Here is a 20,662-nt window from a genome sequence, read left to right as displayed (position 1 = left end):
AAAGCACGCCGGGATGACGGGACGTCATGTGCGCGCGTCAGTTACTCGCGGGGAGTTCTACCAGGGTCTGACGGAGTTGGTGCAATTCCGCCTCGGTGAGGCCCTGGGAGACCAGCCAGGTGCCCGCGCCACCATGTTCGGCGTGCAGGTTCTCCAGGAATCGGAGCATGACGTCGGCGCTGATGGCGAGAATGCCGGTATTCGCCTGCGGCAGACCGGTATACGAGGGCAGCGCGTCCAAGCGGTCGCGAACTCGCTGCATACGCTGGTTGGTGATCTCGTAGTCGTCGGCAATGGCCGCGGCCGTGACTCCGACCGCGTCCAGCAGGACCGCGGCGAGCACGCCGGTGCGGTCTTTGCCTGCGGCACAGTGGAACAGGACCGAACGGCGCGCCGGATCGATGATCAGCCGGACCGCTGCCACAATGTGGTCACCGCTGCCGGCCAGCAGCTGTCCGTAGAGGTCGGTCAGATCCACCCGGGTCTTATCGGGCACCAGATCCCTTGCCGCCAGCGAAGACTGCGCCGACTTGCGAATCGGCAGGTTGGCGATGTGGACGGCCGCATCGGCGAACAGTCCGTAGCCCTCCCGTTCCACCTCGTCCGGCAGGCGCAGATCGATGACCGTGCGCAGGCCGAGCGGTTCCAGCAGCTGCGTCAGATCCTCGCAGGTGGCCTGCTGCAATGTGCTGGAGCGAAACACCATGCCGAAACGGGTTGTGCCACCACCTGTTACGGGCAGTCCGCCGAGATCACGAACATTGTCGATCTCGGCGAAGTCGATCCAGCGCTGCGCGGCAAGTGAATGACTGCGGGACACCGCCGGGTCAGTGGGCACGGCCGGCTGCTGCCTCTTCGGCGCGGGTGAGGCCGCACAGTCCGATCAAATCCTCGTGGAGTTCGAACCAGACGGTGTGATAGCTGTCCATGATGGGGCGGGCCACATAGGTGTGGTCGCCCTCGGCGATGCGCTCGACGGCGCGGTCGAGGCGGTCGGTGTAGCGGACCAGGCGCGGAGCCAGGGCGCCCAGGCGCTGCACCAGGGGGCGCAGGCGCTGGTGTGTGCCGGTGAGACGGCCCAGGACCGCACCGTCGTAATCGGCGTCGGCATGGTCGTTGACGGTGGCCGGGTCCTTCATCTGCCAGTCGGTGATGATGACCTTGAGATCGGCGTTGTAGACACAGAATTCGTCGTAGGCGGCCGTCAGCGCGGCGGCGTCCACGGTGGCCCGCTCCTCGGTGAGCAGCTGCTCGAGGCGAGCACGACCCTCGGGGGTGAGCCGGAAACCGGCCGGGGTGGTGGCGCACACCCCTGTGGTCACCAAACCCTCACAGTGAGTGGCGATTTCGCCCGCGTCCGCGCCGAGACTCAGTGCCAGATTGTCGGCGTTCACCCGGCCTTTGATGCCGACCAGCCGCAGCAGTGCCAGTTCGGTGATGGGACTGTCCACTGAAACCTCCTCCTGCTCGGTGCTTTCCGGAGCGGCGGCGCGTTCTTCCAGCCGCTGCACCAGCTGCGCGGCGTCCGCGCCCGCCCACTGGGCCAGCTGCGCCACATCGTCGAGAATGATCTGCTCGACCGGCTTGGCGACGATCTCGCCCGCCAGCACCAGCCCGGCCCCGCCGTCGATGGTGACGGTCCGGCCGACCAGCGCCGCGACCACACCGGGTCCGCAGCCGACCACGCAGGGGCGGCCGAGTTCACGACTCACCAGCGCGGCATGCGAAGTGGTGCCGCCCAATTCGGTGACAATGGCGCGAGCGGCGATCATGCCGTGCAGATCGTCGGGACTGGTGGTGGGGCGCACCAGAATGACGTCCTCACCGGCTTCCGCACGCCTTTCGGCCTCATCCGGATCGGTGACGACCACACCGGAAGCCAGTCCGGGACAGGCGGATTCGCCACGGGCGAGCGGTTCCTGCCCGGTGGTGACACCGGACGCCGGGCGCAGCACCTCGCGCACCTGATCGGGTGTGATGCGATCGAGGGCCTCATCGGCGCTGATCAAACCCTCCGCCACCATGGCGACGGCGGTGCGCACCGCGGCCCGCGCGGACCGCTTGGCCGAGCGCGACTGCAGCATCCACAGCGTGCCGGACTCGACGGTGAACTCGATGTCCTGCAGGTCACGGCCGTCCCGTTCGAGCAGTTCGGTGGCGGCGATCAGCCGGGCGTGCACCTGCGGCTGGGTCGTGGCCAGCTCGTCGAGCGGTCGCGGGGTGAGGCGGCCGGAGACCACATCCTCGCCCTGCCCGCCGACCAGCCATTCGCCGTACACGGGGCCGTCGCCGGTATTGGGATTGCGGCTGAACAGCACGCCGGTGCCGGAGTGCTCATCGAGATTGCCGAACACCATGGCCTGCACGGTGACCGCGGTGCCGAGCGTGTCCGGCACACCGCGATTACGGCGATAGGTCTTGGCGCGGGCGGAATCCCACGAACGGAACACCGCTTCGATGGCGCCGCGCAGCTGATCCCACGGGTCCAGCGGCACCGCACCGTTCGGATCACCGAGCACGGTCTCGCGGTACTGGTGCACGAAGCGCTGCCGAGTGTCGCCGGCGTAGCGGGGATTCTGCGTCTGCTCGGCCAGCGCCTGCTGCACCGCATCGGTCATGCCGAGGTTCAGGACGGTGTCCATCATGCCAGGCATGGAGATGGCCGCACCCGAGCGCACCGAGACCAGCAGCGGCCGATCCGGCGATCCGAACGTGCGCCCGGTACCGCGCTCGATGGAGGCGATCCCGGCGCGCACCTGCTCCCAGATCCCCGGGGCGATCGCGCCGCGCCGGGTGTAATCGGCCCAGCCTTCGGTGGTGATGACAAACGCGGGCGGCACCGGCAGCCCGAGGGCCCGCATGTGATCGATACTCCACGCCTTGCCGCCGATCTGCTGCCGCGACAGCCCGCAAGCGCCGTCGAGTTCGACGACGGTCACGGCGTCGGCCGCCACATCGGGTCGCTGCGCAAGCTCCGCTCCGGCGGTCATGTCACTCCTTCGAAGTTCTGAATTCATCCGCCCCCGCCTCGTCCCGCACCCTCTGGGAACCTGCTATCGAGCGTGCCGCGTGACGGCCCTCACCCCCAACACAGATCCCGATCAGCGGAACCTGACAACACATAGAGCTGCGGATTGCCCACTAGACATATTCCGAATAGGCATCCACCCCAAGTTCACGGCCCGGCTCGGTCTGGACTGACGGAGCAGGGGAGCGAAGCGGAGGAGCGGAGGAGGGAAGACCGAGCTAGCAGGGCCGCGAACCCGACCGGAGCGAAGCGGAGGGCAAATTCAACACGGCACGCCCGGTCAGCGGGATGGCACGGGTGAAACGGGCATCCGGGACGGGGGTTTGCGGCAGGATGGGCGGCATGGATCGGCGGTATGCGGCATCCATCGGCGGCGGTGCTGCGTCCGTCCCGGTTTCGACCGTTCCGGCCCTGGTGGCCGATCGAGCGCGGCGCTATCCGGATGCGGTGGCGATCGCCGGTCCGGGCGGGCGGGTGACCTACGCCGAGCTGGCGGAGCAGGTCGGGGCGGTGACGCGCGCCGCCATTGCCTCGGGCATCGAGGTCGGCGATCGGGTCGGCATGTGGGCGCCCAATAGCGATCGCTGGATCGTGACCGCGCTGGGCATGCTCGGCGCGGGGGCCACCCTGGTGCCGATCAGCACTCGGCTGCGCGGACCGGAGACCGCCGAGATTCTGCGGCGCAGCCGGGCCAAGGCGGTCTGCACGGTGCAGGAGTTCCTCGGATACGACTATCCGTCGATGCTGGCCGATTCCGGCCCGGCGCTCTCGAATCTGGAACACCTGATCCTGCTCGATGATTCGGTCGGGGAGGCCGCGCCCGGCTGGGATATCAGTTCCTGGGCAGGCTTTCTCGCGCCGGGGACGGTGGTGCCCCCGGCGACCGCGCGGGAGTGTGCGGCGAGCGTCGATCCGGAATCGTTGTCCGACATACTCTTCACCTCCGGCACGACGGGCGAGCCGAAGGGTGTGCTCGCCACGCACCGGCAGACCCTGGAGGTGTTCAGCCGCTGGTCGGATGCGGTGACGCTGCGGCCGCGCGATCGATATCTGCTGGTGAATCCGTTCTCGCACACCTTCGGATACAAGGCGGGCATCATCGCCTGCCTGTTGCGCACGGCCACCATGGTTCCGGTCGAACGCTTCGAGGCCGAGCGGGCGCTGCGCCTGATCGAGAGTGAACGCGTCACCGTATTGGCCGGTCCGCCAACCCTGTTCACGGATCTGCTGGCCGCCGACCACCGCGACCACATCCTCGGTTCGCTCCGGCTCGCGGGCACCGGCGGCGCGGTCATTCCCGCAGAACTGGTGGAGCGCATTCGCTCCGACCTCGGCGTGCCCTACGTCTTCACGGCCTACGGTCTCACCGAATCGGTGGGCGTGGTCACGGTGTGCCCACCCGACGCCCCCGCCGAACTACTCGCGGAAACGGTCGGAAAACCGCTGCCCGACACCGAGATTCGCATCGTCGACCGGGACCGCACCGATGTGATACCCGGCGAGCCGGGCGAAATCATCGTCCGGGGCCCCAATGTCATGCTCGGCTACCTCGATGATCCGGAAGCCACCGCCGCCGTCATCGACACCGACGGCTACCTGCACACCGGCGATATCGGAACCCTCGGCGACGACGGCTACCTCCGCATCACCGACCGCCTGAAAGACATGTTCATCGTCGGCGGCTTCAATGCCTACCCCGCCGAAATCGAACGAGTCCTCCTGCAACACCCGGACATTCGTGAAGTAGCGGTAGTCGGCATCCCCGACCCCCGCCTCGGCGAGGTAGGCCGCGCCGTAGTCGTCACCACCGACCACACCCTCGACCCAGCCGCCGTCATCGAATGGTCCCGCACCCGCCTCGCCGGCTACAAAGTCCCCCGAGAGGTGGTCCTCACCGACCACCTCCCCCGAAACGCCGGCGGCAAGGTGATCAAGGGCCAACTCCGCAACCCGGCCTGACCGCGCACCATCCGCGCGAACGCGGCGGAACGCCGGTAGCCCCGCACCTAGGGGTGTGCAGGGCTACCGGGTGCAGCTCCGGCCGCTGATCGCGGCGGCGGCCGGAGCTAGATCTCTTTGCGCATCTGCGCGGTGAGGGGCTTCATGTAGGCGGCGCCGAGGAGGCGGCGCATCCAGTTCATGGCCTTGGCGTCGGTGCCGATCAGGATGAGGGGTTTGTTCTTCTTCATGCCGTTGGCGATGATCTGGGCGCACTGTTCGGGCGAGGTCTTGGCCAGGCCGTCGAAGTTGGCGGCCAGGGCGTCGCGGTCACGATTGGCGGAAGCCCTTGCCTTCCAAGCGATCTCGGTCTTGATCATGCCCGGATGCACACTGGAGACGCCGACGTGGTGGCCCGCGATGATCATTTCCTGGCGCAGGGCGTCGGTGAAGGCGTGCATGGCGTACTTCGACGCGCTGTAACCGCTCTGGCTCGGGCAGGCCACCAGGCCGAACATGCTGGAGACATTGGCGATATGCCCGTCACCGGAGGCGATGACATGCGGCAGGAACGCCTTGGTGCCATTGGCGGTGCCCCAGAAGTTGATATTGAAAATCCACTCGAAGTCTTCCCACGAGACGTCTTCGATATTGGCGGTCAACGAGACTCCGGCATTGTTGACCACGATATTGACCTTGCCGAAGTCGGCGACCACCTCATCGGCGTGCGCGTAGACCGCAGCCCGGTCGGTGACGTCCAGCTTGTAGGCGCGGGCCTTCGCACCGTGCTTCTCGCACAGTGCCGCGGTCTCGGCCACACTCTCGAGATTGCGGCCCGACAGCGCCAGCTGCGCACCACCGCGGGCCAGTTCGAGGGCGAGGGCCCGGCCGATGCCGGCACCGGCGCCGGTAATGACGGCGACTTTGCCGTGGAAGTCCTTCATTGCCAATTTCCTTGTCTCGCAGCTTTATTACAGAGGTGGCACTGCTATTGGGTGGTGAAGCCACCGTCGGCAATGAATTCCGAGCCGGTGCTGTAGGAGGATTCGTCCGAGAGGAGGAACAGCACCAGGTTGGCCAGCTCCTCGGGCGTGCCCGGCCGGGCAATGGGCTGATTGGCCGCAATCGACTGGGAGCGTGCGGAAGTCGCTACCATCTCGGTGGCGATGATGCCCGGGTGCACGGAGTTGACACGCACATTGTCGGCGGCGAACTCCTGCGCGGCGGTCTTGGACATACCGCGCACCGCCCACTTGGACGCCACGTACCCGAGAATGTTCGAGTAGCCGATCAGCCCGCCGGTCGAGGAGATATTCACGATCGACCCGACGCCGGCTTTGCGCATGGAGCCGATGACCGCCTTCATGCCCAGGAATACGCCGACCTGGTTGACGTCGATCACCTTGCGGTAATCCGCCTCCGAGAGCTTCTCGATCGGATCCACGTGCACGATGCCGGCGTTGTTGACCAGACCGGAGACCGGTCCGAATGTCACTTCGGCCTGTGCGACAACGTCATTCCAGGCCGCCTCATCGGTGACGTCGAGCGGCAGGAACAGGGCGGAGTCGCCGAGTTCGGCCGCAAGCGCGGCACCCTCGGCGGTGAGCACATCGGTGATGACCACCGTCGCGCCCTCGGCCACAAGCTTGCGCGCGAAGGCCGCGCCCATCCCCCGGGCGCCACCGGTGACGATGACGTTCTTGGTCGCTACGCGTCCCATGACACCCTCCTAGTTCTGCGCGGTGGCGCTCGGTGCCGGAGCACGCCGGGCATTGCGCTTGGCCGGGGCGGCCTCGGCGACCGGAGCCGATTCGACGGCCTCCTGATCGGCCAGATGGTTGGCAGCGATATAGCCGAACACCATGGCGGGACCGATGGTCGCGCCCGCACCGGCGTAGTCGTTGCCCATGACGGCGGCCGAATTATTGCCCGCCGCATACAGACCCGCGATCACCGCGCCGCTCTCGTCGAGCACGCGTGAGTGCTCGTCGGTGACCAGGCCGCCCTTGGTGCCGAGATCGCCGGGGACCATCTCGACGCCGTAGAACGGCCCGCGCTCCAGCGGAGCCAGGGTCGGATTCGGCTTCACCGTCGGATCGCCGTAGTAGCGGTCGTAGGCCGAGTCGCCGCGCAGATAGTCCTCATCGCGGCCGTTCGCCGCAAAACCGTTGAAGCGCTGCACGGTCGCGGTCAGCTTGTCGGCCGGAACGCCGAGCTTGGCGGCCAGCTCTTCGAGCGTATCGGCCTGCTTGATAATGCCCTTGTCGAAATATGCCTGCGGCAGTGGGCGTTTGGGGAAATTGCCCAGGAACAGGTACCGGTCGCGGAAGTTCTGATCGAAGATGAAGTGCGCCGGAATGCTGCCGGTGCCCGCCGCCTCGTCCTCGTACATCTTGTGCACGACATTCACATACGGCGCGGACTCGTTGACGAAGCGCTCACCATTGTTGTTCACCATGATCGCGCCGGGCTGCGAACGCTCGGCCAGGCAGAAGAACGGCGGACGGCCCTCGGGGCTGCGCACCGACGGACCCCACCAGGCGTCATCCATGAGATCGACTGCCGCGCCGATGTTCTGGCCCGCCACAATGCCTTCGCCGACATTCTCGATGGCGCCGACGGTCCATTCGGTGGACTGCGGGCCGGCAATGTACTTCTTGCGCATTTCCAGGTTGTGCTCGAACCCGCCCGCGGCCAGCACCACACCGCGCTTGGCCTTGATGACCACCGGGCGGCCCTCGTGCTCGGCGCGCACGCCGACCACGACACCGTTCTCCGTAATCAGTTCGGTCAGCGGCGTATTCAGCCATACCGGCACACCCGCATCACGCAGCGACAGCCACAGCCGGGCCGCGAGGGCTTTGCCGAGGCTCAGCGGCAGCGCGCCCTTGGCCAGGGCCAGCGCCGTGCGGGCACCGACCTTCATGGCGGTCTTCTTGCCGTTCCAGGTGCGGGCGATCATATTCAGGTCGTGGAAATCGCTGACCGTGATCGCAATTCCCTTGGGTGCGGACATGGTCGGCTGGTTGATCTTGTGCAGATCGCCGCCCAGCAGCCGTCCGTCGATGACTGCGGGCTCGATGCTGCGACCCTGCGCCAGACCGCCCGGGAACTCCGGGTGGTAGTCGGAATAGCCGCGGTCGTAGACGAACTCCCAGTACTTGGAGCGAGCGCCGATGTAGGAGAACATCTCCGGGCCGTTGTCCAGGAAGGCGTTCTGCTTGGCCTCCGGAACCCGATCGCCGACAACGGCTTTCAGGTAGGTGCGGGCCATGGTGGGGCTGTCGGGCACGCCCGCCGCCTGCAGCACCGGATTATTGGGCACCCACACACCGCCGCCGGAGCGCGCGGTGGAGCCGCCGAAGAGCCGGCTCTTCTCGATCAGGGTCACCGACAGGCCCCGGTAGGCAGCGGTCAGCGCGGCGGTCATACCGGCGGCGCCGGAACCCACGACAACAACGTCGAATTCGAATTCCATTGAGTATCAGTCCTTAGTAGCCGCAGCTGGTGAGCATGCCGCCGTCGACGACGAATTCGCCGCCGGTGCAGTAGCTCGAGGCGTCGGAAGCCAGGAAGAGCGCCACTTCGGACACCTCCACGGGCTGTCCCCAGCGCGGAATGGGCAGATCGGAGAAGAAACTATTGCCGTCCAGCCCGGTCGCACCCGCGACGGACGCGGTCATGGGTGTGGCAATACCGCCGGGGTGAATGGAGTTGACCCGGATTCCCGAGTGCCCCAGCTCCCGGGCGGCGGATTTGGTGAGCCCGCGCAGTGCGAATTTGCTCGCGCTGTAGGCGGAGAGCCCGGCCGCGCCGACAAAGCCCTCGACCGAGGAGACATTGACGATGGCGCCGCCCCCGGAGTCGATCATGGCGGGCGCGGCGGTCTTGATACCGAGGAACGAGCCGGTCACATTGATGTTCTGCATGAGGTTCCACTCATCCAGGCTCATCTCCAGCAGCTTCTTGAACCGCAGGATGCCGGCATTGTTGACCAGTACATCCAGGCGGCCGAACTGGGCCACGGCCGCGGAAACCGCTGCCTGCCAGTCACTTTCATCGGTGACATCGTGATGCACATAGTGGACGGCGGCGCCGAGCTCGGCCGCCAGGGCCTTGCCCTCGTCATCGAGCAAATCGCCGAACACCACGCGGGCGCCCTCGGCGACGAACCGGCGCACATGCTCCGCACCCATACCCCGCGCACCACCCGTGATCAGGGCGACCTTCCCGTCCAGCTGTCCCACCGGTTCCCGTCCTTCCTCAGCGTTTGAACCGACGCTAAGACCGGGGATGCACGGCGGCACGGTGTGGTCCCGGCCACTGAGACAACCGAATGACCTGAGGCTATGGGTCCTGAAGTATTCCGGTTAGGCATAGCGGCCGGACGAGCCTGCCGCTGGTAGGGAGCCCCGGATGAAGTTCTCGATGATCTTCGAAGCACAGATGGCGAATCCCACCGCCGAGCACGAGGCCCAGGTGCTGCGCGACTCGGTGGAGCAGGCCGTGCTCGCGGATCGGATGGGCTTCGACACCGTCTGGGCGGTCGAGCACCACGGGCTCAAGTGGTACGCGCATATGAGCGCACCCGAGATCTTCCTGACCTGGGTGGCCGCGCGGACCGAGCGGATTCGCATCGGGCACGGCGTGGTCTGCATGCCGTTCAACTTCAATCATCCGGTGCGCGCCGCCGAACGCGCCGCCATGCTCGATGTGCTGTCGGGCGGGCGGGTGAATCTGGGCGCGGGGCGCGGGGCCACCGCCGTCGAGACCTCCATGTGCGGCGTCGATCCCGCCCGCACCTATCAGGAGGTCGAGGAATCGCTGCGCCTGATCGCGCGCGCATGGCAGGATCCCGAGGGCGAATTCTCCTATCACGGTGAGCTTTTGGATATCGATCCGCATCATCTGCTGCCGCGTCCGGTGCAGCGCCCGCATCCGCCGCTGTTCATGGCGTGCACCAGGAAGGACACGCTGAAGCTGGCCGCCGAATACGGCATCGGAGCACTGGTGCTCGGATTCGCCGGGGTCGAGGAGATCGCGGAACTGCGGCGCATCTACGACGCCGCCATTACGGCCCGGACCGGCGAACGATTCGTCTCGACCGTGGTCAACGATCATTTCGCGGCACTGTGCCCGACCATCGTGCTCGATGATCGCGAGCAGGCCCGGCAGATCGGGGCGCGCGGGCAGCGGTTCTTCGCGCAGGCCATCAAGCACTACTACGGTGCGGGGCCGGTACCCGACGAGGCCGTGGATCCGGCCGTCGACGAGGTCGCCAGAATCCGTGAAGCCGCCGAGGAGCACGTCGCCTACCTGCACGAGGCCAAGATTCCGGTGAAGTCCGGGTCCACCGCCATCTTCAATACCGAGCACGCGTACGGCAATGCCGAGGACGCCATCGCCTATGTGGAGCGCCTGCAGGCCGCGGGCGCCGACGAAATCCTGTGCCTCATCCAGATGGGCACGGTGCCGCAGGAGGCATGCATGGAGACCATCCGCCAGTGGGGCGAGAAGGTCATCCCCCACTTCCGTAATACGCCCAGTCGTCAGACGAAACAGCCGTAATGCGAACCAGCACTGTCGAAACGAGTAGAAGGAATCCGAAATGGTCGATCTGAACGGCAAAGTCGCACTGATCACCGGTGCCGCCCGCGGTCAGGGCGCTGCCGAGGCACGCCTGTTCGTCGAGCGCGGCGCGAAGGTGATCATCAGCGATCTGCTGGAGACCGAGGGCAAGGAGCTCGCCGAATCGCTCGGCGGCGCAGCCCTGTTCGTGCGTCACGACGTCACCGATACCGACAGCTGGGCTGCCGCGGTCAGCACGGCGGTGTCGGCCTTCGGCAAGCTGGACGTCCTGGTCAACAATGCCGGCATCTACACCATGAAGCCGCTCATGGAGACCGGTTCCGATGAGCTGGAACGCATTCTGAAGGTGAACCTCATCGGCGCGTTCAACGGCATCAAGGCCGTCGTCCCGGCCATGATCGAGGCGGGCGGCGGCTCCATCGTCAATATCTCCTCGCAGTCCGGGCTCGAAGGCCTGATGAACCACGCCGCCTACGGCTCCTCCAAGTGGGGTCTGCGCGGGCTGAGCAAGGTCGCCGCGCTGGAGCTGGGGCTGTCGCAGATCCGCGTCAATTCGGTGTACCCCGGCCCCATCGCCACCCCGATGGTCCCCTATCTGACCACCGGTCCGGGCAGCTTCCCGAACCTGCCGCTGGAGCGCTCCGGCCTGCCCGAGGAGGTCGCCGAACTGGTCGCCTTCCTCGCCTCCGATGCCGCCGGGTACATCACCGGCGCCGAGGTGGCCATCGACGGCGGGCTCGCCGCGGGCAAGTTCATTCCGCGCGGCATGTAGGCATCCGTGCGGAGCTGTTCTCGGACGTTCCGCACGGGTCGGTGCGCCGCCCGCACCTGCGAGGCGGGCGGCGCGCCATTCCAGTCGAAATCACCTGTCCACCTGAGGAGTCCGCGATGCCACTGTCACCCGAATGGCAGGTCTTCGTCGACGCGGCCGCCGCCGCCTTCCCCGCCCTCGGCACCGAGGTGACCGACGCCGCCGAAGCGCGCGCCTTCCTCGCCGCCCGCCCCGCACCGGTGGTCGAACCCATTCCCGTTGCCGGAGTGGAAGAGTGGCTCATTCCCGGACCCGTCGATGCCCCCGAGATCCCCGTGCGGCTCTACCGGCCGCTGGATGCCGAGAAGACACCGGGCGTGGTGGTCTTCTATCACGGCGGTGGATTTGTGCTCTGCAGCCTGGACAGCCACGATCGGTTCTGCCGCACCATGGCGAATGAGGCTGGGGTGATGGTGATTTCGGTGGACTACCGGCGCGCCCCCGAGGCCCGGTTCCCCGCTGCCGCGCACGATGCCTACGCCGTGCTGCGCTGGGTCGCCGACAATGCCGAATCCCTCGGCGGCGATCCGGCCCGCGTCGCGGTGGCCGGTGACAGCGCGGGCGGAAATCTCGCCACCGTCGCCGCCCTGCAGGCCCGGGACAACGGCGGTCCGGACATCGCCTTCCAGCTGCTCCTGTACCCCATGCTGGACCCGGCCTGCGACAGCGTCTCCTATACCGAGAACGCCGACGGCTACTTCACCACCGCACCCCAAATGCGCTGGTACTGGGAGCAATACCTGAAAACCGCCGCCGATGCGGACGACCCATACGCCACTCCGCTGGGCGCGGATCTCACCGGCCTCCCGCCCGCCTACATCGCCACCGCGGAATTCGATCCGCTGCGCGACGAGGGCGAGGTCTACGGCCGGCTGCTGCGCGAGGCCGGGGTGGACACCGAGATCCAGCGCTGGGGCGGCACCATCCACGGCTTCATGTCCATGGCCTGGCACCTGCCGGAAACCCAGCGCGCCAATGCCGCCGCCTTCGCCGCACTGCGCCGGGCCCTGACCCGGATCCCCACTCGCTGACCACATCTCGATCGGCGAATTCCTGGCCGGGCGGCCGAGGCGCGGCTAGCATCGCGGACGTCCGTCATTTGTTTGAAACATCGGGAATTCTCTTGTCGGTTGTACGCACCACCGCCCTGACCGCCGCCGTGACCGCTGCCTGCGCCCTGGCTGCCGCCGGAAATGCCGAGGCCGCCGCGCAGTACTACGGCACCATCGCCGTCTCCAAGATCCGCAATGCCGCCGTCGTCTCGACCGATCGGAGCAAGGTGTCGGCCGATGCCGACGCCATTCGCGACTGCGCCAGCTACGACTGCAATCTCGTACTGCGCTTCACCGACGGCTGCGGTGCGGTCGCCCAGGGCGCGGACGGCACTTTCGGCTGGGCCGCAGCCGGTTCCCGCGATGAGGCCGAGCAGGCCGCGATCACCGGACTCGGCCAGAGCAACCCGCCGTTCCCGGACCTCGGCAGCGCCAGCCCGCAGGCGGCACACATTGTCGCCTCGGCCTGCACCCCGAACATTCAGTAGTCGCGCTCAGCGTCCGTAGCGCGCCTCGTAGGCGGCGCGCTCGGCCGCCCGGCGGCCGGCCCGGACGGGATTCTCCAAATCCGCTGGGAGACCGTGCTTTCCCAGTCGATGCACCCTGTTCATGGGCATGTAGGCGATGATGTAGAAGCCCGCCAGCAGGACGGCCAGCAGGACCATCGCGCCGCGCAGCCACAGTTCACCGGGAAAGAGCAGGAACGCGGCGAAGATCGGGGTGAGCGGGAACAGTCCGCGCACCAGATGCCTTGGTACGGCGAACTTTCCGGTCAGGTCGTTGCGGACCCACTCCTGCAGCGAATCCGGAAGCCGGGCGCCCATGGAGTAGCCGACCCACTGAATCGGATTGGGACGCTTCATCACCGGACTCCCTTCGCTGTGTCGGCCGACGCACGGCGGGCCGCGGTGTTCACGCGGTTGAGCACATCGCGCAGGTCTTCCAGATCGGCCAGGCTGACACCGAGCCGCTCGACCACCGCGGGCGGAATCCGCTCCGCGTCATTGCGCAGCTCCCGGCCCGCGGCGGTCAGATCGACAACAAGATTGCGCTCATCGTGGGTATCCCGGCGCCGCGTGATGAGCCCGGCGGCCTCGAGCCGCTTGAGCAGCGGTGACAGTGTCGGCGAATCGAGCTGGATGGCCTCGCCGATGTCCTTGACCGACATGGGCGCCTCACCCCACAGGGCCAGCATCACCAGATACTGCGGATGCGTCAGCCCCATGGGTTCCAGCAGCGGCCGATAGACGGCCAGTACCGAGCGATTGGCCACCGCGAGCGCAAAACACACCTGCCGGTCCAACCGCAGCGGATCCTCGATATCCAGCTCCACAGCTCAGCCCTCCTCGATCGCTATCGTTAGGGCAATAATAGTTAATGCACTAACTGTTGGCACGCGATCCGCGGAGTCTGTCCCGTCACACTCACTGCATGAGCTGGATCATCCCGGCGACGCGATTCGTATCCATGTAGTCGCGGAACAGCACCACCTGCCCGGCGCGCACGCCGACGACATTGACCGACGTGCGCACCCGGGCGCGCTCGGCGCCCGGCCTGGTCAGCTCGACATCGTTTTCCACCCAGAACAATTCGGGATCGGACGTCTCATAGATGGTCGGGTGGACGCCGTGCACCACCACACCCGAGAGCCGCTGCGGCGACCACCAGCGCTCCAGGTGCGCACGAATCTCCTCGCGGCCCTCGAACCGGTTCGGAAAGCCGGGAATCACAAACGGAATCTCGAAGACGGCATCCGGGGCGAACAGTGCGGCAAACGCTTCGGCATCGCGGTCGGGCAGCACTTCGAAGAGCCGTTCCACCAGCTCACGAGGGGTTTCTACGGAAGTGGACATCATGCCTCCTGAAACGGAACGTATAACCCGCTTAATATTCGGGGCGTACGCCCCGCTTGTCAATGGGCGGGTAGGCTGCCAGGTGTGCCGGATCGCCCGCTACGCGCCGATGCCCGCCGCAATCGCGAGCGGGTACTGGCCGCGGCCCAGGAAGCCTTTGCCGCCGAAGGCATTTCGGTACCCCTCGACGAGATAGCCCGGCGCGCCGGCGTCGGCGCGGGCACCGTGTACCGCCACTTCCCCACCAAGGAAGCACTTTTCGAGGCCGCCATGGTGGACCGCGTCGAGCGGATGACCGGCCGCGCCCGCGAGGCCTTGACCGCCGACGACGCCGGGGACGCATTCTTCGACTTCCTGCAGCACATGGTCGCGGGCGGTGGGGTCAAGCGCGATCTCGTCGACGCGCTCGGCCCCCAGCGAGCGAACGCCTACGAAGGCCTGGCCCGCGAACTGCAAACCGTCATCGGCGAATTGCTCTCGCGCGCCCAGCAGGCCGGCGCCGTCCGCACCGATATCGGCCTCGAAGACCTCATGACAATCCTCAAGGGATTCTTCGTCGCCGTCCACATCGACAACGCGAACTCCGGCCTCCAGGAACGCGCCTTCGCCGTTATCACCGACGGACTCCGCCTGCGCTGAATTGAACACGGCGGTTTGCACCATGACACCCGGACGAAAGGGCATGAACCGGACGACTTTTCGCGCTTACATTCGCACGTACGTTCGATATCGCTAGGCTTCCACCATGTTTGATCTCACATCTCCCGAGGTCTCCTACATGGTCGGCCTCTTCCAATCCGATGGCTCACACTACGGCAGCACAGCGGGAAAGGGCCGGCTATCCCTTGAGATATCGGAGCGGGACGCCGACATTCTGCCAAAACTTCAGCGCCTCATCCCTTATCACTCAAACATCAAGACCCGCACCCGAGACACAAATTTCAAAAAGGCGTACACCAGCCAATGCCTAAACATTTGCAGTCAGGAAGTACGCACCGAGTTCGAGCGGTTCGGCGTACCGGTTGGCAAGAAGTCCGACAGCATTCAGCCACCGACCGAGGCCTTCTCACGCCCTGATTACCTACGCGGGATCATCGACGGAGACGGATCTGTCGGGTTCACTGCGCGGGGGTATCCGTTCGTAGGGATCGTCACCGCGAGTCCGTTCATCGCCCAGCACTTCTGTGCCGAAGTAGCCGACGTATGCGGCGTCAGACGCACTGCACGCCCCAATAGTCGGGACGGGGTTTTCAACATCATGGTGATGAGCTGTGCAGCAGCCTTGTTAGCCGGTTGGTGCTACCCGCCGGGCTCATTGGCGATCCAACGCAAATACAATGCTGCGCTCGAGATCGCCCAGTGGAAGCCGCCTAGCTCTCGATATGGCCACGCCCGCCAGGCCTGGACAGCAGACGAAGACGCGGTGGTGTCGAGCAACTCGGTCGAGAAGGCCGCAGAACTGCTCGGCCGTACAGTCCAGAGCGTGTCAATGCGTCGGTGGAGACTGCGGGATCCAGGAATTGGCCGAAACCACCCAGCACATACCGCCAAGTGGCGCACCCGCGGTGAGTGGCAGCCTAGAGACGCAAGGACCTAAGACTTCGCTTCGGGACGCTCATCCGAATGGACGCATGCGTGGTCGTATGTGGTTCGGGGGAAGGGGAATCCGGCCTCGTTCCAGTCCGCTTCGCATGGGGCGGGGCGGCGGATGAGCCGGAATGCGGCCAAGCGGCAGTTCACGGTGGCGGATCTCATTGCGCAGACCGAGGGGGTGGAGTCGCGGAAGGATGCGGGGGTGGTCGATGAGATTCCAGCGGCCTACAAGGACATCGATCAGGTTATTGCGGCGCAGAGTGATCTGGTGGATGTGGTTGCCACGCTGCGGCAGGTGCTGTGCGTGAAAGGGTGAATATTGGACCGTCGCACCCACTTTGGGTGCGACGGTCCAATATTGTGTGAGTGTCAGCGCCGACGCAGTGTGGCCGCCACGCCGGCGCCGATCAAGAGGATGCCGACGACGAGCGGGAAGCCTGTCTGCAGCCACTGGAACAGTGCCACGTGCATATCGTCTGAAACCAATGGGATTTCGCCGATCAATCGGAAGGTGTCGTTCGGGAAGATCATGTGAATGAGTCCGGGCAGCACACCCCAAACCAGGCCCGCCACAATGGTTCCCACGGGTGAATAGGCGGCCAGCGCCGCCACCAGCAGGAACAGAGCCGCACCCAGGAGGATCTGCAGGGTCGAGCCCAGCCGATCCGAGAAGTCCCCGAGAATCACCCACTGTCTGGTATCGGCCGCGCCGTTGGCGGAGAACGCAATTCCGATAGGCGTTGCCACCAGGCAGATCACCGACCCGACCACGGTCCGCGAAACGTTTCCACTACTTCGAAACTGCGCCCCCGGCGGAGTCCACCCCGCGGGCGACGGAAACTTCTCCGGCATCACCGTCTCCCTGCTCACCGGAGGCCGAGCGGCTTCCGGTACCCCATTGTCCGCTGCGGCCGGGGTTTCTGCGCGATCTTGACCGCACCGCAATCCAAGGCGGACAACCAGCAGATTTCGCCCACCAAAGCGGCCTTTCTATACCGCCAGTAACCGGCCTGTGTCCAGAATGTGCACAGTGGTGTCGGGCGCGAGATCCGCTGCGGCAGCACGGAAGAGATCGGGCCGATTCCTGTCCGACTTGGTCATCAGCCGGTCACCCAGCGGTCCACTGGTGAACGCGTAGTGGATGGGCACAGCCAGGCGCGGGCGCAGCGCCCGTGTCAGATCCGCGGCCTCGACGGCATCCATGACCACCTGATGATTGAGCAGCGGCCGAATCCGCAGACCATTGATCGGCAGCAGGGCCAGATCCACCTCCGGGAAACGACGGGCGATCTCGTCGAGCTCGGGGATTCGAAGGGTATCGGCGCCGAAATAGACCGTATGACCGTCGGCGCGCAGGACGAAGGTCACCTCAGGGATGCCGTGACTGGCCGGCGCGGCGGTCACCTCGATCGGACCGAGACGGGCCGACTGCCATGGCGCGAGCTCGACCACATTGGCGAAACCCGCCGCCCGGACCTTTCCCGCGAGCCCCGGGACCACCGCGAAAGGCACTGTCTTGTCCGGATATTCGATAAGGGCGTCGAGATCGCAGTGGTCGTAGTGACCGTGGCTGATCACAATGCCCGCGAGTTCGGGCAGGTCGGCGGCGGTGGCGATACTGCGCGGCTCGCCCTGGTAGTAGAAGCGGCGTTCGGAGAGCCAGGGATCGGTGAGGATGCGGGCTCCGCCGAAATCGAGCAGGACGCTGGCGTGGACAACGCGGGTGACTGTGAGCATGGGATTTTCCTAACAAGACAGCCGTCTGCTTACGTCTGTAAGTAGACGGCTGTCTTGCTATGCTGTCAAGGTGTCCGACAAACCTGTTCGCAGCCGTAATCGCCGTGGTGAAGGCGCGCGGCTGCGGGATGAGCTGGTGGCTGCCGCCAGTACGTTGCTCGAAGATCTGGACGGCCAGGAGGCGCTCTCGCTGCGGGCGGTCGCTCGGGCGGCCGGGATTGCGCCGCAGAGCGTGTACCTGCATTTCACCGATCGGCGCGAACTCCTCACGGCGGTGTATCGGGTGCGATTCAACGAACTACGCGCCACACTGGAGTTCGCGCGCGACTCCGCGCCCGAAAACGCTGCCGGTGAACGACTTTCGGCAGTGTGCCGAGCCTACGTCGAGTACGGCACGCGGCATCCCGGCCACTATCGCGTGCTCTTCGGCACCGCCGGCACACCGGGGTGGGAGCCCAGCGCGGGACAGCTGCCAGGGTTGCCAACCCTGCAATTGCTCGTCGACGCGGCCGCTGCCTGCGGTAGCGCGGATCCCACCGCCACCGCGACCTGCCTGTGGGCCGGGATGCACGGGCTGATCACGCTGCGGCAGGACCGTCCGAGCTTCCCCTGGCCGGCCCTGGACACGTTGGTCGACACCATGGTGAACGCGCACCTCGCGGCGGCACGGTAACCGTCACTCGGGAACGTCGGTAACCGTCACTCGGGAACATTGACATCCGTCGGTACCCGACGCGGTGAAGAACGGCGGTGCGTTCGTGGTGGCACACGGCCACGGCGCAGCCGAGCGGCCCCTCCCGTGGCCGAATCCAGCGGTGAGCGGCCGCTGAGGCGCCGCGCGTGTCCTGCGGCTCGCGGGCGGTCGACGGCGCGGCGGGGTGCGAGGTTCGATGGGAGCTTCGTGGTGTCGGTGCGGTGAGGCACGATGGAGCGCGTGACCTCGACCGGCGCGACCCCGACCAGCACCCTCTCCACCGACCTGCGGGAGGACGCCGAACGGCTGCTGCGCGAGCTGGCCGGGCCGCAGGCGCGGCTGCGGGAGGATCAGTGGATTGCCATCGAGGCGCTGGTGGTGCAGCGGCGGCGGGCACTGGTAGTGCAGCGCACCGGCTGGGGTAAATCGGCGGTGTACTTCATCTCGGCCAAGCTGCTGCGGGCGGCGGGGCGCGGGCCGACGGTCATCGTCTCACCGCTGCTGGCGCTCATGCGCAACCAGGTTGTCGCGGCCGAAAGAGCCGGAGTTGTTGCGGCAACGATCAATTCGGGCAACGTCACCGAATGGGACGATATCCATGCGCAGGTGGCCGCGGGCGAGGTCGATGTACTGCTGGTCAGTCCGGAGCGTTTGAACAATCCCGACTTCCGCGATGCGGTGCTGCCCAAGCTGGCCGCCGATGCCGGGCTCGTCGTGATCGACGAGGCGCACTGCGTCTCGGACTGGGGCCATGACTTCCGGCCCGACTATCGCCGAATCCGCACGCTCATCGCCGATCTCGGCTCGGATGTGCCGGTGCTCGCCACCACGGCCACCGCCAATGATCGCGTCGTCACCGATGTGGCGACCCAGATCGGCACCGACACTTTGGTTCTGCGCGGCGGGCTGGATCGCGAATCGCTGCACCTGTCGGTGGTGCGCATTCCCGATGCGGTGGAGCGCACCGCCTGGCTCAGCAGGCGGCTGCACGAATTGCCGGGCTCCGGCATCGTTTACGCGCTCACCGTCGCCGCCGCGCACGATCTCGCCGATGTGCTCAATTCGCATGGGCACCATGTCGCCGCCTACACCGGGCAGACCGATCCGTCCGAGCGCGAGGCTCTGGAAACCGCACTGCTGGCCAATGAGGTCAAGGCGCTCATCGCCACCTCGGCGCTGGGCATGGGCTTCGACAAACCCGATCTCGGCTTTGTGGTGCACGTGGGTGCGCCGTCCTCGCCCATCTCGTACTACCAGCAGGTCGGCCGTGCCGGCCGTGGCACCGACCGCGCCGAGGTGGTGCTGCTGCCCGGGCCGGAGGATCGCCAGATCTGGAGTTACTTCGCCTCGGTGGCCTTCCCGCGCGAGCACATCGTGCGCTCGGTGCTGGCGGCGCTGGGCACCGACCGCGCCCTCTCGACGGCCGCGCTGGAGCCGCTGGTGGAGCTCAATCGCTCACGCCTGGAAATGGTGCTCAAGGTGCTCGATGTGGACGGCGCGGTGCAGCGGGTGCGCGGCGGCTGGCTCAATACCGGCCAGCCCTGGGAGTACGACACCGAACGCTACGAACGCCTGACCATTGCCCGGGAAGCCGAGCAACAGGCCATGATCGACTACCAGTCGACCACCGAATGCCGGATGAACTTCCTGCGCGGTCAGCTCGACGATCCGGATCTGCTGCCGGGCGCCCCCGGCTGCGGCCGCTGCGACAATTGCACCGGCGACCGCCAGAACACCGCTGTGGACGCCACTGATCTGGCCGCCATCCGGGCCCGGCTGGACCGCCCCGGCATCGACCTCGCGCCGCGCAAGCAGTGGCCCACCGGTATGGCGAAACTCGGAATCTCCCTGTCCGGCAAGATCTCCGACGCCCCCGAGGTCGGCCGGGTACTCGGCCGCCTCAGCGACCTCGGCTGGGGTCAGCGCCTGCGCGCCCTGCTCGACGCACCCGATGCCCCGGTGCCCGATGAGGTCTTCAAGGCCTGCACCACCGTGCTGCGCGAATGGGATTGGAACGAGCGGCCGACCGCCGTCATCGCCCTGGACTCCCCCGGCCGCCGCCTGCTGACCACCTCGCTGGCCGCCCGCCTCGCCGAAATCGGCCGCCTGCGCGACCTCGGCATCCTGCACCTGCGCCCCGACCTGCCCCCGATCTCCGCCGTCAACTCGGCCCACCGCGTGGCAGCGCTCAACAATGCCTGGGAGACACCGGATCTCACCGACGTCCAGGGCCCCATCCTCCTGGTCGACGCCCTCACCGACACCGGCTGGACCTTCACCATGGCCGCCCGCGCCCTCCGCGCCGCCGGTGCCGACGCCATCCTCCCCTTCGCCCTGGCCACCCCCTCCTAGGTCGTCCCCGTCGCA

Annotated in this window: 20 protein-coding genes and 1 pseudogene; 10 read left to right on the top strand and 11 right to left on the bottom strand. The window is 66.7% G+C overall.

Annotation, left to right across the window (positions count from 1 at the left end; all coding sequences use genetic code 11):
- Positions 1–37: 37 nt before the first annotated feature.
- Positions 38–838, bottom strand: coding sequence for a tyrosine-protein phosphatase (locus ABZX86_RS13850; protein WP_355123355.1), 801 nt, complete (start codon positions 836–838; stop codon positions 38–40).
- Positions 828–2,990 carry a pyruvate, phosphate dikinase gene (locus ABZX86_RS13845; protein WP_355123353.1) on the bottom strand — a complete coding sequence of 721 codons (2,163 nt, stop codon included), beginning with the start codon at positions 2,988–2,990 and terminating at the stop codon, positions 828–830. Before ABZX86_RS13845 ends, ABZX86_RS13850 begins: the two co-directional genes overlap by 11 nt.
- A 380-nt stretch (positions 2,991–3,370) precedes the next feature.
- On the opposite strand from ABZX86_RS13845, the gene ABZX86_RS13840 reads away from it, so the two are divergent.
- Positions 3,371–4,987, top strand: coding sequence for a FadD3 family acyl-CoA ligase (locus tag ABZX86_RS13840; protein WP_355123351.1), 1,617 nt, complete (start codon positions 3,371–3,373; stop codon positions 4,985–4,987).
- A gap of 107 nt (positions 4,988–5,094) precedes the next feature.
- Here the strand turns inward: ABZX86_RS13840 and ABZX86_RS13835 are convergent, their stop codons facing one another.
- The 4 genes from ABZX86_RS13835 to ABZX86_RS13820 are packed head-to-tail and all read right to left on the bottom strand — an operon-like array spanning position 5,095 to position 9,213.
- Positions 5,095–5,910, bottom strand: coding sequence for an SDR family NAD(P)-dependent oxidoreductase (locus tag ABZX86_RS13835; RefSeq protein WP_355123349.1), 816 nt, complete (start codon positions 5,908–5,910; stop codon positions 5,095–5,097).
- A 44-nt stretch (positions 5,911–5,954) separates the two neighbouring features.
- A complete protein-coding gene (locus ABZX86_RS13830; protein ID WP_355123347.1) occupies positions 5,955–6,686 on the bottom strand; it encodes a glucose 1-dehydrogenase in 732 nt (243 codons plus the stop codon).
- Positions 6,687–6,695: 9 nt separating this feature from the next.
- Positions 6,696–8,444: a 3-oxosteroid 1-dehydrogenase gene (kstD, locus tag ABZX86_RS13825; RefSeq protein WP_355123345.1), complete on the bottom strand. Its 1,749-nt coding sequence runs from the start codon at positions 8,442–8,444 to the stop codon at positions 6,696–6,698.
- Positions 8,445–8,457: 13 nt separating this feature from the next.
- Positions 8,458–9,213 (bottom strand): glucose 1-dehydrogenase, encoded by a 756-nt coding sequence (locus ABZX86_RS13820; protein ID WP_355123343.1) that lies wholly within the window; start codon positions 9,211–9,213, stop codon positions 8,458–8,460.
- A 169-nt stretch (positions 9,214–9,382) separates the two neighbouring features.
- Here ABZX86_RS13820 and ABZX86_RS13815 point away from each other — a divergent pair, with 169 nt between their 5' ends.
- The 4 genes from ABZX86_RS13815 to ABZX86_RS13800 all read left to right on the top strand — a co-directional run bounded on the left by ABZX86_RS13815 (position 9,383) and on the right by ABZX86_RS13800 (position 12,906).
- Positions 9,383–10,534: an LLM class flavin-dependent oxidoreductase gene (locus ABZX86_RS13815; protein WP_355123341.1), complete on the top strand. Its 1,152-nt coding sequence runs from the start codon at positions 9,383–9,385 to the stop codon at positions 10,532–10,534.
- 40 nt (positions 10,535–10,574) lie between these two features.
- Entirely contained in the window at positions 10,575–11,327 is a 753-nt protein-coding gene (locus ABZX86_RS13810; protein WP_355123339.1) for a glucose 1-dehydrogenase, read from the top strand.
- A 116-nt stretch (positions 11,328–11,443) separates the two neighbouring features.
- The gene (locus ABZX86_RS13805) at positions 11,444–12,397 is read left to right on the top strand and encodes an alpha/beta hydrolase (RefSeq protein ID WP_355123337.1); all 954 of its coding nucleotides are present in this window, start codon (positions 11,444–11,446) and stop codon (positions 12,395–12,397) included.
- Positions 12,398–12,489: 92 nt separating this feature from the next.
- Entirely contained in the window at positions 12,490–12,906 is a 417-nt protein-coding gene (locus ABZX86_RS13800) for a DUF4189 domain-containing protein (protein WP_355123335.1), read from the top strand.
- 6 nt (positions 12,907–12,912) lie between these two features.
- Here the strand turns inward: ABZX86_RS13800 and ABZX86_RS13795 are convergent, their stop codons facing one another.
- From ABZX86_RS13795 to ABZX86_RS13785, 3 genes are all read right to left on the bottom strand, one after another.
- A complete protein-coding gene (locus ABZX86_RS13795; RefSeq protein ID WP_355123333.1) occupies positions 12,913–13,281 on the bottom strand; it encodes a DUF5313 family protein in 369 nt (122 codons plus the stop codon).
- On the bottom strand, positions 13,281–13,745 hold the full coding sequence (locus ABZX86_RS13790; RefSeq protein ID WP_355123833.1) for a MarR family transcriptional regulator: 465 nt from the start codon (positions 13,743–13,745) through the stop codon (positions 13,281–13,283). Before ABZX86_RS13790 ends, ABZX86_RS13795 begins: the two co-directional genes overlap by 1 nt.
- Positions 13,746–13,842: 97 nt before the next feature.
- The gene (locus tag ABZX86_RS13785; protein ID WP_355123331.1) at positions 13,843–14,271 is read right to left on the bottom strand and encodes a nuclear transport factor 2 family protein; all 429 of its coding nucleotides are present in this window, start codon (positions 14,269–14,271) and stop codon (positions 13,843–13,845) included.
- Positions 14,272–14,355: 84 nt separating this feature from the next.
- Between ABZX86_RS13785 and ABZX86_RS13780 the strand changes: the two genes are divergently transcribed.
- The 3 genes and pseudogenes from ABZX86_RS13780 to ABZX86_RS13770 form a co-directional block, all read left to right on the top strand.
- On the top strand, positions 14,356–14,910 hold the full coding sequence (locus tag ABZX86_RS13780) for a helix-turn-helix domain-containing protein (protein WP_355123329.1): 555 nt from the start codon (positions 14,356–14,358) through the stop codon (positions 14,908–14,910).
- A 106-nt stretch (positions 14,911–15,016) separates the two neighbouring features.
- Entirely contained in the window at positions 15,017–15,868 is an 852-nt protein-coding gene (locus ABZX86_RS13775) for a hypothetical protein (RefSeq protein WP_355123327.1), read from the top strand.
- Positions 15,869–15,910: 42 nt separating this feature from the next.
- A pseudogene (locus tag ABZX86_RS13770) lies at positions 15,911–16,180 on the top strand (RtcB family protein); the annotation flags it as partial.
- Positions 16,181–16,233: 53 nt separating this feature from the next.
- Here ABZX86_RS13770 and ABZX86_RS13765 read toward each other — a convergent pair.
- Together ABZX86_RS13765 and ABZX86_RS13760 are read right to left on the bottom strand one after the other, a co-directional pair.
- Positions 16,234–16,716, bottom strand: a complete 483-nt coding sequence (locus tag ABZX86_RS13765) for a hypothetical protein (RefSeq protein ID WP_355123325.1) — start codon at positions 16,714–16,716, stop codon at positions 16,234–16,236.
- A gap of 138 nt (positions 16,717–16,854) precedes the next feature.
- Positions 16,855–17,601 (bottom strand): MBL fold metallo-hydrolase, encoded by a 747-nt coding sequence (locus tag ABZX86_RS13760; RefSeq protein WP_355123323.1) that lies wholly within the window; start codon positions 17,599–17,601, stop codon positions 16,855–16,857.
- Between the two features lie 70 nt (positions 17,602–17,671).
- Between ABZX86_RS13760 and ABZX86_RS13755 the strand changes: the two genes are divergently transcribed.
- Together ABZX86_RS13755 and ABZX86_RS13750 are read left to right on the top strand one after the other, a co-directional pair.
- A complete protein-coding gene (locus tag ABZX86_RS13755; protein ID WP_355123321.1) occupies positions 17,672–18,274 on the top strand; it encodes a TetR/AcrR family transcriptional regulator in 603 nt (200 codons plus the stop codon).
- A gap of 261 nt (positions 18,275–18,535) precedes the next feature.
- The gene (locus ABZX86_RS13750) at positions 18,536–20,647 is read left to right on the top strand and encodes a RecQ family ATP-dependent DNA helicase (protein ID WP_355123319.1); all 2,112 of its coding nucleotides are present in this window, start codon (positions 18,536–18,538) and stop codon (positions 20,645–20,647) included.
- The last annotated feature ends 15 nt before the right edge of the window (positions 20,648–20,662 follow it).

This window comes from Nocardia sp. NPDC006630, from assembly GCF_040611495.1.
Classification (GTDB): domain Bacteria; phylum Actinomycetota; class Actinomycetes; order Mycobacteriales; family Mycobacteriaceae; genus Nocardia.
This window is presented reverse-complemented; position numbering and strand designations above follow the sequence as displayed.